Genomic DNA, 10,967 nt, shown 5'->3' on the forward strand with positions numbered 1-10,967 from the left:
GTCGTTCACAGGAAGCCTCCGTCTGTTTGAACTTTGAGCGGTTCAAGCGATGGAGGCTTCCGATTCCCGGAACTGTCAAACTTTGTGAGTCCCCCGGCAGAGCCGGGGGTTTACTCGTTATTATTACCGGATAATGGAAACGTACACTGAGACGATCAATTTCAATCTGCACTGGTACTGTGCTTTATGCCATATGACAATTGCGACGGTGAAAGCGTCCCTTGGCCGGGATTATCTGCGGAGCAAACAGGTGTCTGGCTGCATCGCTACCAGCGAAATGCCCGAGTGTATGCCTGGGGATTTTATGTTGCCCTCCTGCCCCTTGTCTTTATCATCATCTGGACGAGCATGGGCGAATTGAATGCAGATGTTTTTTGGTCGCTTGGTTTTTTTGCGCTGGTGACGTTTTTACTGGCCTTTTTCTCGCAACGGACAGCCGAGGCGCAATGGGTTGGCGTAGTGGTTGACAAGTATATTAAGACAACCACGCCACCGAGGCACACCAGCGGGCGCAACGGGGGAAGCGGTTACTTTTGCATTGCAGTCCTGACAAAGCAGAACAAAAAAGTTCTGATTCGGGCATCACAGGCTGTTTATGCCTATTTTGCACTTGGCGACCTTATTTTCAAAGCACCGGCCTTGAATTGGCCCGAGAAAGCAACACTGGCCGGGAGCACGAGAATGTGCCTGTGCTGCGGTGCTGTCCTGCAACAGTTGGAAGCCGCATGCCCTCGCTGCCAGGCCCCTGTCCTTGACCACGACGCCGCGTTCCGTTTTTCGGCAAACGAGTAACGCCGGCCCAGGATCAGCCACGGGGCGCGCGGTGACGCATTGCCGCTTCCCGCTGGAAAGCTGGGGGAAATCGCCCCCCCGCCCCCGCCTGGGTCCTCAGTGCCAATTCCGCCTGGGCACTGGCGCCACCCCTTCCCGTGCGCCCACCCCGACGGCAGCCAAGTGCTCTTCGGATATACAGCCAACACCGCTCCCGTGCCCTTTGACGCGAGGCTGATTCCGTGCACGCCACTTGTGCGCCTTCTGGTTCCGACAGCGCTGGCCGGTCAATTCCAACATGGCGCAATGGTGAATCATCCGGCCATAGACCGCCTGCGTTGCCATGGAATCGAAAAATATTTCAAATGGGTCGCACGCCGTGTTGTTTTATCCGTCGCTTTAAATAAGAAATACACCGCAATGTCGGCTCATCAATAAACACTGTAAACCCGTAGGAAACAGCAAGAACGGCGAAAAAATAAAAACCTATCAAAACAAGCATATTCACAACGCTGTATCGGCCAAAATGTATATAGCAAAAAGAACCAATAAAACACAACAGCGGGAAATGAACAAGATAAATTGCGAAAGAAATTCTTCCCAGAAACCGAGGAATTGCAGCTTCCAAAAAAACACGCACAACCGGACATAAAAAAATTCCAACCAACAGACAAGCTGCACCCGCGATGCGTACCGTATTAAAGGCAGGTGTCAATATATTAACATAATCAAATATTATCGAATAAATTGTACCCTGGCTCGGCTGAAACGGCAATCCACCCAGGAACAATCCTACCAAAATCAGCAAAACTCCCATGCGATTGTTTGATACAAACCACCCCTTGGCCCAGCATTCATAAATTAAAGCGCCAAGAAAGAAACTACACAGGCTGTTTGGCCATTGGCGCACACCGAAACAAAGCCCCAAGGTAATTAAAACTAAAAGGCCAACACGAATTTTAGTTTTAGCTATCAGGTATATGATATAAATAGAGACAGAACCGAGAAGCTCGATTCGCATGGTCCACAAGACATTGTTAAAGTAAGAAATACCAGACCAGTAAACATTAAAAAGACCTTCTTTAAAGACAACTGAAAGAGAAGGTATTGGAGGTTGATACATAAAAGCAAGCCACCAATGATTTACAATTGATCCAGCTTGCTGCGGGATGCCCGCAAAAACCAACAGCAACAAAAATGCCATCAGCAAACTCGACACAACAGGTATGGTCAGCCGGAAATACCTGGCGATGATAAGTACAAATACATTGTTTTTTGATTTAATGGCAGAAGCTGAAATAACAAAACCGCTCAGAACAAAAAAAATAAAAACGGAAAATGTCCCGCTATACAACACAAAAAGCGGTGAGTTGGCAATTGCATCAAGGGTCTCAAATGACTCTTTGCCTTCTGCTCCAAAATAAAGAGGCGGAAAAAACCCAGCTATAAAATGTGACACGACAACAACAAAGGATGCAATCCCGCGCAGCCCATCAAGGTAGAGGACTCGCGAAGATGGTGTGGGGATTAAATTCATAAGGTTGAATGCACAGCCTTTATATTATAAAATCAATGTGTTATAATTGAGTACTCAGAATTTCGCGGCGCCGCAGCACCGGCTCAATCGCCAGCGAGACGATTGCCCCAAACTGCGGCGCCTGGCAAGCCGCCAGCACGCTGTCCTCTTCGTCGCCCGCCAACCGGCGCGTCCGGCCGCCTGGCCGCTTGGACTGAGACGCCAGTTGCACGGAATTTGCCAAGGTTCCCATGCCAAAACCCCGCCGGGAACGTTAAACTGACGAGAAATCTGGCAAAACCAAGCCACATCGGGTCAGGATCGGCCCCGCCGCGTACCGGCGTGACCGGGCTGGTTTCGTGGTCCTTTCTGAACGCGCGCAGCGAACGGCCGGCGGGCAATCCCAACTACGCCCTGGAGCGGTTGGACGCACAGGAAGCCGGACGGACGGAATAAACCCGCCGTTCACCCTCAGGCGTGGTGAAACCGGGGTTGTTGCGAAAAAGACGACTCAAGCGGCTCCAATCGTCTTTTGGTGTGAGCGGTCACCGCAAAGCAGGAGATGCTTCGCCGGATGCGATGCCTCGCGCGGGCAACCCCGGTTCTCCAGCAGGCGCGTGGCCCATGTGGCCTTGCCCCGGGCCAGTCGGGCAGGCCTGGGCCAGGGGATGCGGGGCTGGGGGCAAGGGCATGACGTGGTGTTGGCAACGGCCCTGGCGCAGGGCGCGGATGAAGTCGTTGCGGCCGTGCACCGGCGTGTGGATGCGGGTGGCCATCCGGCCCAGTTCGGCCAGGCTATGGGCGTCGCTGCCCCCCAGGCCAACGAGGTTTCGGCGTCGGATGAGCGCAAGAGCCTGTTCGTTGGCCGCAGCCGGGTTACGGCCGTTGACCGCCTCGACCAGCCGGCAGGCGTTGGCTGTAAAAACACTCTCCAAAACGGATCGCCCCGGCCGAAAGGGATGGGCGGCCACAGCCGCGCCGCCGGCGCAATCGACCCGCGCCAGCAGATCCTGGGCGTCAAGGCCCTGGGGCAGATGCTCAAGGGGGCCGAAAACCAGAAAGTCGCCCTGGGGCGTCGTGTATTCCATGCCCACAATGACGCACAGCCCGTCCTCCTGCACCCCCTCGCGGACACTGCTGCCCACAGCCATGGTCCCGTGATCCGTGATGCACACGCCGTCCAGGCCTCGACGCCGGGCATGCTTGAGGATATCAGAAAGGGGAAGATGGCTGCAGGGAGAGAGGTCGCTGTGCACGTGAATATCGAAGAGCATGCCATTTTTTAGAGGAAAGTCCCCAGCCTGACTAATACTGTTTTTCTATGCATGGTCCAGTGCGTGATCGGACCTGCCTATTGACACTCCAACTCTGCAGCAAAGCAGGTGCTATGCCCAGCAAATGCGTCCTGATCGTGCTCGACGGCCTTGGCGACCGAAGCTACGAGGTTCTGGGTGGGAAGACGCCGCTTCAGGCCGCCCGGACGCCAACCCTGGACCGCATCGCCCGCGAAGGGGCCAACGGCCTATTCCACGCGGGACTCCTCGGCCAGGCCCTGCCGAGCGAAAACGCCCATTTTGCCATGTTCGGCGCGCCTGCAGCGGCATTTCCGGGCCGAGGGGCCATTGAGGCTTTGGGGGCCGGTGTCGATCTCAAGCCCGGGCAGGTTGCGGTCCTGGCCCATTTTGTGTCGGCGGCAAATGACGCCGGGCGGCTGCGGGTGGTGCGGGACAGGGCCGGACCGGCGGCGGCACAGGAGATTGCCGCCCTGTTTGCGGCGGTGGGCGCATTCCAGAGCCAGGGCGTCGCCCTGCGGCTGCACCATACCAACGGTCTTTTCGGCGTGTTATCGCTTACAGGCCCGGTCTCGCCCCATATCACCGACTCCAATCCCATGCGTGACGGCGTGTTCGCCTCCAGCATCCTCCCCCTGGCCATGGCCGCTGCAGACCCGGACGAGCTGGATCGGGCCAGGCGCACAGCCCTGGCCCTGACGCACTACCTTGGCTGGGTGCATCACCGGCTCGAGGCGCACCCGCTCAAGGCAAAGCGCCTGGAACAAGGGTTGCCGGTCCTCAATGGCCTGGTCACCCAACGGGCCGGGCAAATAAAGCCCGTCATGCCTTTTGCCGAGCGATTCGGGCTTCGCGGGGCCTCCATCGCCTCGGGGGCCATGTTTCATGGGCTGGCGCGCCTGCTGGGGTTGACGCCCATGCCCGTGGCCGACTCTCCTGATTGCGGCCGCGACTTGGCCGAGCGTGTGCGGCTGGCCGGACAGGTGCTTGCGGACTTCGACTTCATCCATGTCCATACCAAGGCTCCGGACGAGGCAGCGCACCGCAAGGACCCGCTGCTGAAAAAATCGGTCATCGAATCCCTCGACCAGGGGCTGGCCAGGAGTTTGGAGTCGCTGCTAGACGACCCGGAAGTGCTGCTTCTCGTCACAGCAGACCACTCCACGCCAAGCGGCGGGCCGCTTATTCATTCGGGAGAGGCCGTGCCGCTCGTCATGCGCGGCCATGGGCAGCGGATCGACGGCGTGGCCTGTTTCGACGAAGTCTCGGCCGCAGCCGGCTGCCTGGGGCCGGTCCGTGGCCAGGAACTCATGCTGCTGGTGCTTAACGGCCTGGAACTGGCCAAGCTCCAGGGCGTGATGGATACGCCGGAAGATCGGCCGTACTGGCCCGGACCGTATGCGCCGTTTATCCTGCCGCCGCCCGAACCTGGGGACCAAAACCCGCAAGGAGAGGCGTCATGAGCGAGAAAGTGCCCCAGGCCGTGATCCATGGCCGGTTTCAGGTGCTGCACAACGATCATCTCAAGTATTTGCTGGCGGGCAAGGCCCTGTGCCACCGGCTGGTGGTCGGGGTCACCAACCCCGACCCGAGCCACACCCGGCATGACCCGGCTGATCCCTTGCGCAGCCTGGAGTCCTCCAATCCGCTGACCTATTTCGAGCGGGCGCAACTGCTGCACGCGGTCCTGACCGAGGCCGGCCTTGGGCCCCACGCGTTTTTTGTCGTGCCTTTCCCCATCAATCTGCCGGAATTGTACCACCACTACGTTCCAATGGACGCGCTGTTTCTGCTGACCGTCTACGACGAGTGGGGGCGGCGCAAACTTGCGCGTTTTCAAAACATGGGACTGGACACGCGCGTGCTGTGGGATATCCCGCCCGAGGACAAGGGCCTCAGTGCCACGACCGTTCGTCGCCGGATGGCTGCGGGCGAGCCGTGGGAGCATCTGGTGCCGCCGGCGGCGGCCCGGTTGCTGCGGGACTGGCGGGTGCCCGAGCGTCTGGCCGGACAGCCCGGCGATGCCGCCAGACAGGCCTGAGCCCAGGGCAGAGAGACGGCGCTTTGGCCGATCTTGCGGTCTTGCGGGCTGCTCCGCTTCTTGTTGCGCTCGCCCAGGAAAGACGGCAGGGCCGGCTTTTTTGTGACGACGCCGGCACCCTGGCTTCGGTGCAGACTCGGCGGAAGTTGGCCGCACCAACAGGCACCCTGGTCTTGCTGCGCCGGCCAAAGAAGCAAAATTCCTGATTGGAAGAGTGGATAACGATCAGTTCTACCAATTGTACAGAACGCTTTTTTCTTCGTATAGACAGAAATCACCCCATAACGAGCGGATAGCATTCCTTCCCCGGGCCAACAGGCCAAGGGGCGGCATGCGCTTCACGACTGGCAGCCGCGCCATCGGTCCCGGCCGGCGCACCACCTTGTGGGCGCGCCTGGGGCCGTCTGGCCCGGTGCCGCTTTTTTGCAAACGCCACAGGCCCTGGAGGCAGGATGCGCGCAACAGGTTTGGAACGGTTCGATGGACTGGCCGATCGGTTTCTGGCGGACATCGAACCCCTGAAGGAAGCCGGGGCACTGGTCGTCGGCATCTACTGCACCTTTGCCCCGGTTGAACTGGTCCGCGCCGCCGGGGCCGTTCCCGTGGGCCTTTGCGGCAAGAAACAGGCTCCGATTCCGGCCGCCGAGCGTACCCTGCCCGCCAACCTCTGTCCGCTGATCAAGTCCAGCTACGGCTACGCCGTCACCGGCACCTGCCCCAACTTTGCCGCTTCAGACCTGCTCGTGGGCGAGACCACCTGCGACGGGAAAAAGAAGATGTACGAGCACCTGTCCAAGGTCAAACCACTGCATCTGATGCATCTGCCGGCCGCCACCGGGGCTGCCCAGGATGCCTATTGGCGAGACGAAGTGCGGCGCTTTCAGGAGTTCCTGGAGGCCGCCACCGGCAACACCATCACGCCTGAGGCGCTTGGCGCGGAAATCCGCATCCAAAACGAGGTGCGCCGCCTGCTCGCCCGGCTGCTGTCCACCTCCGCCGGCACCTGCCTGCCCATAAGCGGCCTGGACATGATGCTGGTCAGCGAAGCCAAAAGCTTTTGTGCCGATCCCTACGCCTATGCCGCCACCTTGCGCGATCTGCTGGCCGAACTGGACGCCCTGGTTGCCGCCGGCCAGTCCTGCGTGGGCTCAAAAGCCCGGCGCATCCTCCTGACCGGGTGTCCGGTCGGACGCGGATCGGAAAAGGTCGTCGAGCTGGTTGAGCAAAGCGGGGGCGTGGTCGTGGCTGCGGAGAACTGCTCGGGAGTCAAAAACTTCGACCTGCTCGTTGACGAGACAGGCGACCCGCTGACCGCCATTGCCAAACGCTATTTGCGCATTCCCTGCTCGGTGATGACCCCCAACGCCGGCCGGTTCGCCCTGCTTGACCGGCTGACCAGGGAATTTCGCCCCCATGGCGTCATCGATCTCACCTGGCAGTGCTGCCACACCTACAATGTGGAAGCGCCGCTGGTTAAGGCGCACATGTTGGAAACACACGGCCTGCCGACGCTGCACATCGAGACGGATTATTCCGAGTCCGACACGGAACAACTCCGCACACGCGTCGAAGCGTTTCTGGAACTGCTGTAATTGTTTGAAAGGAGACCCCATGCGCAGACTGATTGTGGCCCTGTTGTTCGTGGTCGTGTTCGCAATTCCCGCGCTGGCCGAGGAGTTGCCTGTCCTTAAAGTCAGTTACGTCTTTACGACCCATCACACGCCGCTGATGGTTGCCGCCATGCGGGGCGAGGCGTTTCAGGACCAGGGCGTGTACCTCAAAACCGTGGCCCCCAAGGAGCGCTACGAATTGATCAGCCATGGCAAGCCCGTGGCCGTGCTCGACTTCGTCGTGGCCAAAAGCGGTGCAGAAACAGCCACACTGTTCGCCCAAAACCACGTGGATCTGGCCATGGCCTCCGTGACGGCCATCATGGCCGGCGTGGACAAGGGCACGGGCATCAAGGTCGTCGCCCCGATGCAGACCGAAGGCATGGCGCTGGTCGCCCCCAAGGGTTCGCCCCTGGCCAACTGGGACGATCTGGTGGCCAAAGCCAAGGCCGGGAACGAACCCATGAAGATCGGCTACCACTCCCCCACTTCCGCGCCCAAGATCGTGCTCGAGGGAGCACTCAAGCAGGCCGGCATCGCGGTGACCGAGAACCCCAATGACACCGAGGCCAAAATCCTGCTGGTGGATCTCAAAGAGACCACCAACATGATTCCCGCTCTGGTCGCCGGGCAGGTCGAGGCGGTGGTCGGGCCTTCCCCCTTTCCCGAGATGGCCGTTGCCAAGGGCGTGGGACAGGTGGTGGTGGATTTAAAGGATCTGCCCCCGGCCGGATTCTGGCGGGATTATCCCTGTTGCGTGACCGTGGCCGGCACCAAGTGCATCGCCGAGCACCCGCAAGTCGTCCAGGCCTTTGTCGATCTGGTTATTGCCGCCAACACTTGGTCCAATGACCACAAAAGCGAAGCCGGAGCTCTGACGGCCGAGTGGATCGGCATGCCTCCCGAAGCCGGCAAGGCTTCCTCGCTTTCTTTTCTGTCGGGCTTCTCGGAGAGTTGGATGCGCAATACCGGAAACTATCTGGCCGTGCTCAATGCGATGGACAAATTCACCGGCCAGCTCAAAGGCAAGACCATCGACGACGTGAAGCCGCTCCTGTTCGACATGCGCTTTATCGAAAAGACCAAGCCCTAGCCCGCAGCGCCAACCCCATCCCGCCATCCGGCCGACCTCACGTCCCGGATGGCGGTTTTCTACGGCGGCCCGATTCGTGAAACAGACAGTTGTACGCCTGTGTTCGCTCCTGGTGGTTCCCCTTGTTTTTCTCATCATTTGGGAAATCGCAGCAAAGCGCACAGGCAATGAAATCATCCTGCCCGGCATCGGCCAGGTGGCGGACCTGCTTCTTGATCCGACCAAAAGCCTGATTGCCATGGGCTCGCTCACGCAAAACGTGGCCATAAGCCTGCTCCGGGTGCTTATCGGCTTCACGGTCGCCGTGGTCCTGGCCGTTCCCCTGGGGGTGGCCATGGGGTATTACGCGGGCCTTTACCGGCTGCTCAACGCCTTCCTCGCGCTTTTCAAGCCGATTCCGCCCCTGGCCTGGGTGCCGCTGGTACTGGCCTGGTTCGGCGTCTCCAGCCTGGCTTCGCTGGCCGGTGTACAGCGCGGTGCGGCCTACATTTATTTGAACAACTTCAAGCTCTCCATGATTTTCATTATTTTCATCGGGGGATTTTTCCCGGTGCTGGTGAGCAGCATCCATGGCGTGCAGACCGTGCGCCGCACACTCATCGATTCGGCCCGGGTTCTCGGGGCCGGCCAATGGGCTATCTTCTGGAAGGTCCTGCTGCCAGCCGCAGCACCGTCCATCGTCAACGGCGTGCGCATCGGCCTTGGCGTGTCCTGGATGTGCCTCGTGTCGGCAGAAATGCTTCCCGGCAGCCTCTCCGGGGTGGGCTACCTCATCACCCACGCCTATACCATGGCCAGGACCGACGTGGTCATGGCCGGGATGGTTTCCATTGGCCTCGTGGGCGCGGCTTTGGACGGCGTGTTCAGGCTGGTTGAGAAAAGGAAATTTGCATGGAAAAGGCTTGCCCGATGAGTTCGCGTCAGACGCTGTGCATCGAGGGGCTCGGGAAAACCTTTGTCGCGGCGGACAGAAAAATATGCGCCCTGGATCACGTGGACCTGTCCGTGGCGGACAATGCATTCGTCTGCGTGGTCGGTCCCTCAGGGTGCGGCAAATCCACCATGCTGCGCATCGCCGCCGGGCTCGACGACGCCAGCCAGGGGCAGGTCACTTTTCGCGGCCAGCCCATGCGCGCTCCGCGCCGGGAAGTGGGCATGGTGTTCCAGGAATACTCGCTGCTGCCCTGGCGGTCGGTGTTGGACAACATCGCCCTGGGGCCGGAGTTTGCCGGGTTGGCAGCGGCCAAACGCACCGCCCTCGCCCTGGAACATCTCAAGTTGGTGGGGCTTGAGGAATTCGCCCGCGCCTTGCCCCACGAACTTTCCGGGGGCATGCGGCAGCGTGTGGCCATTGCCCGGGCGCTGTGTAACCGGCCGGACGTGCTGCTTATGGATGAGCCTTTCGGAGCCTTGGACGCCTACACCCGGATTCTCCTGCAAAAGGAACTGCTCAGGGTCTGGGAGCGGCGCAAGGCGACCATCGTCTTTGTGACGCACTCGGTGGATGAGGCCGTTTGGCTGGCTGATCGCGTGGTCGTGATGTCGGCCCGTCCTGGTCGTATCCTGGCTGATCTGCCGGTTCCCCTGGCCCGGCCGCGCAGCCGGGCCGATGCGGCCTATGCCGCCCTCACCAGCGAAATCCTGGAGATGCTCGAGGGGGAGACCGGAATAAAACCGGCTGGCGACAGCACCGAATAGCCTTCCCGCATCAATGGTGGCGAGCATTACCAGTCGTTGCTTATAGCCCTAAAATCATTGCCTTACCCTGTGTTAGCGGGTGATGCCTGGACAACGTTCAGGACCTTTTTGACAAGAAAATCAGGATGATTCGTCGCAACCGCGACATGACCCAGGAACAATTGGCCGAGTTGTCCGGCCTGTCCCTCCAATACATTGGCGAAATTGAGCGGGGACGCCGGAACCCGTCCCTACCAGCATTGAAACCTTGGCGGGGGCTTTCGGCATTCCCCTGGCCGAGTTTTCAACCTGGACGCGTTCAAGCTGGCCCCCGAGGACCTGCGCCGCATCCTGACCCGGCAGATTGAGGAGGCGGACGAGGAGCGGTTGCGGCTCTTCTTCAATGTCGCACAGGCTTTTTTTGGTAGCCCAGTTGCCGCCCCGGCCGCGCGTCAATGTGCTGGTCCGACCACAGGACCTGGAGAACCTGTGGGGCGGGTTTGGGGCTCCTGCCGCCTGTTACGTATTGGTATTCGGGGTGACTGGATGTATCCTTGATGAAGATGTTCGACCTGTTAATTGATGAGCTTACGGCCGAAGTGATTGAAGAACTCGCGATAGGTATTATTCAGTCCGCGTCTCCAAGTGACAAATAAAAAATACTTAAAATACTTGTTGCACTATCCGAATAGTATTGTTGCCTCGTTTTACAAAACACATTCAGTTACGATCTTTTGAAGCGGCAGCGATCTGATCAAGATATTCCCTGTAAGTCGTTGCTAAGCTCATGCCTATTTCTGCCCTCCTCCGTACAAAGACTCCCTGTACTCCTGAGTCTGCTGTTGATCAGCATGGAATATTGACCCCTCTTTGGATGAAATCAGCGTCCAAAGTTGACCCCCTCGGCAGCCCCCTTAGATGTCTTCGATCATCGGAGACGGGAGGGGCAGCGAGAGGAGATGCTGAT

11 protein-coding genes are annotated in these 10,967 nt (G+C 59.4%); 8 read left to right on the forward strand and 3 right to left on the reverse strand.

Features of this window, described 5'->3' with window-relative positions; translation table 11 throughout:
- The first annotated feature begins 186 nt into the window (after positions 1–186).
- Positions 187–792: a hypothetical protein gene (locus GTA51_RS19345; RefSeq protein ID WP_160964047.1), complete on the forward strand. Its 606-nt coding sequence runs from the start codon at positions 187–189 to the stop codon at positions 790–792.
- A 340-nt stretch (positions 793–1,132) separates the two neighbouring features.
- On the opposite strand, the gene GTA51_RS19350 is transcribed toward GTA51_RS19345, so the two are convergent.
- The 3 genes from GTA51_RS19350 to GTA51_RS19355 form a co-directional block, all read right to left on the reverse strand.
- Positions 1,133–2,308: an acyltransferase family protein gene (locus GTA51_RS19350; protein ID WP_160964049.1), complete on the reverse strand. Its 1,176-nt coding sequence runs from the start codon at positions 2,306–2,308 to the stop codon at positions 1,133–1,135.
- 40 nt (positions 2,309–2,348) lie between these two features.
- Positions 2,349–2,471, reverse strand: coding sequence for a hypothetical protein (locus GTA51_RS21330; protein WP_281354010.1), 123 nt, complete (start codon positions 2,469–2,471; stop codon positions 2,349–2,351).
- Positions 2,472–2,832: 361 nt separating this feature from the next.
- On the reverse strand, positions 2,833–3,561 hold the full coding sequence (locus tag GTA51_RS19355) for a PHP domain-containing protein (RefSeq protein ID WP_160964051.1): 729 nt from the start codon (positions 3,559–3,561) through the stop codon (positions 2,833–2,835).
- A 113-nt stretch (positions 3,562–3,674) separates the two neighbouring features.
- Here GTA51_RS19355 and GTA51_RS19360 point away from each other — a divergent pair, with 113 nt between their 5' ends.
- From GTA51_RS19360 to GTA51_RS21105, 7 genes are all read left to right on the forward strand, one after another.
- Positions 3,675–5,042 carry a BPG-independent phosphoglycerate mutase family protein gene (locus tag GTA51_RS19360; protein ID WP_160964053.1) on the forward strand — a complete coding sequence of 456 codons (1,368 nt, stop codon included), beginning with the start codon at positions 3,675–3,677 and terminating at the stop codon, positions 5,040–5,042.
- A complete protein-coding gene (locus GTA51_RS19365; protein WP_160964055.1) occupies positions 5,039–5,620 on the forward strand; it encodes a nucleotidyl transferase family protein in 582 nt (193 codons plus the stop codon). Before GTA51_RS19360 ends, GTA51_RS19365 begins: the two co-directional genes overlap by 4 nt.
- Positions 5,621–6,072: 452 nt before the next feature.
- Positions 6,073–7,212 carry a double-cubane-cluster-containing anaerobic reductase gene (locus GTA51_RS19370; protein ID WP_160964057.1) on the forward strand — a complete coding sequence of 380 codons (1,140 nt, stop codon included), beginning with the start codon at positions 6,073–6,075 and terminating at the stop codon, positions 7,210–7,212.
- Between the two features lie 19 nt (positions 7,213–7,231).
- Positions 7,232–8,323 (forward strand): ABC transporter substrate-binding protein, encoded by a 1,092-nt coding sequence (locus tag GTA51_RS19375; protein ID WP_160964059.1) that lies wholly within the window; start codon positions 7,232–7,234, stop codon positions 8,321–8,323.
- Positions 8,324–8,399: 76 nt separating this feature from the next.
- Positions 8,400–9,236, forward strand: coding sequence for an ABC transporter permease subunit (locus GTA51_RS19380; RefSeq protein ID WP_160964061.1), 837 nt, complete (start codon positions 8,400–8,402; stop codon positions 9,234–9,236).
- Entirely contained in the window at positions 9,215–10,021 is an 807-nt protein-coding gene (locus GTA51_RS19385) for an ABC transporter ATP-binding protein (RefSeq protein ID WP_246198244.1), read from the forward strand. Before GTA51_RS19380 ends, GTA51_RS19385 begins: the two co-directional genes overlap by 22 nt.
- A 146-nt stretch (positions 10,022–10,167) precedes the next feature.
- Positions 10,168–10,368 carry a helix-turn-helix transcriptional regulator gene (locus GTA51_RS21105; RefSeq protein ID WP_246198246.1) on the forward strand — a complete coding sequence of 67 codons (201 nt, stop codon included), beginning with the start codon at positions 10,168–10,170 and terminating at the stop codon, positions 10,366–10,368.
- Positions 10,369–10,967 lie beyond the last annotated feature (599 nt).

Source organism: Solidesulfovibrio aerotolerans (assembly GCF_009856865.1).
Lineage (GTDB): Bacteria > Desulfobacterota > Desulfovibrionia > Desulfovibrionales > Desulfovibrionaceae > Solidesulfovibrio > Solidesulfovibrio aerotolerans.

Excerpts from the sequence above, each read along its gene's own strand:
- GTA51_RS19365 (WP_160964055.1), top strand. The coding sequence starts at position 5,039 with ATGAGCGAGAAAGTGCCCCAGGCCGTGATCCATGGCCGGTTTCAGGTG.
- GTA51_RS19350 (WP_160964049.1), bottom strand. The coding sequence starts at position 2,308 with ATGAATTTAATCCCCACACCATCTTCGCGAGTCCTCTACCTTGATGGG.
- GTA51_RS19375 (WP_160964059.1), top strand. The coding sequence starts at position 7,232 with ATGCGCAGACTGATTGTGGCCCTGTTGTTCGTGGTCGTGTTCGCAATT.
- GTA51_RS19385 (WP_246198244.1), top strand. The coding sequence starts at position 9,215 with ATGGAAAAGGCTTGCCCGATGAGTTCGCGTCAGACGCTGTGCATCGAG.
- GTA51_RS21105 (WP_246198246.1), top strand. The coding sequence starts at position 10,168 with ATGACCCAGGAACAATTGGCCGAGTTGTCCGGCCTGTCCCTCCAATAC.
- GTA51_RS19370 (WP_160964057.1), top strand. The coding sequence starts at position 6,073 with ATGCGCGCAACAGGTTTGGAACGGTTCGATGGACTGGCCGATCGGTTT.
- GTA51_RS19355 (WP_160964051.1), bottom strand. The coding sequence starts at position 3,561 with ATGCTCTTCGATATTCACGTGCACAGCGACCTCTCTCCCTGCAGCCAT.
- GTA51_RS19345 (WP_160964047.1), top strand. The coding sequence starts at position 187 with ATGCCATATGACAATTGCGACGGTGAAAGCGTCCCTTGGCCGGGATTA.
- GTA51_RS19360 (WP_160964053.1), top strand. The coding sequence starts at position 3,675 with ATGCCCAGCAAATGCGTCCTGATCGTGCTCGACGGCCTTGGCGACCGA.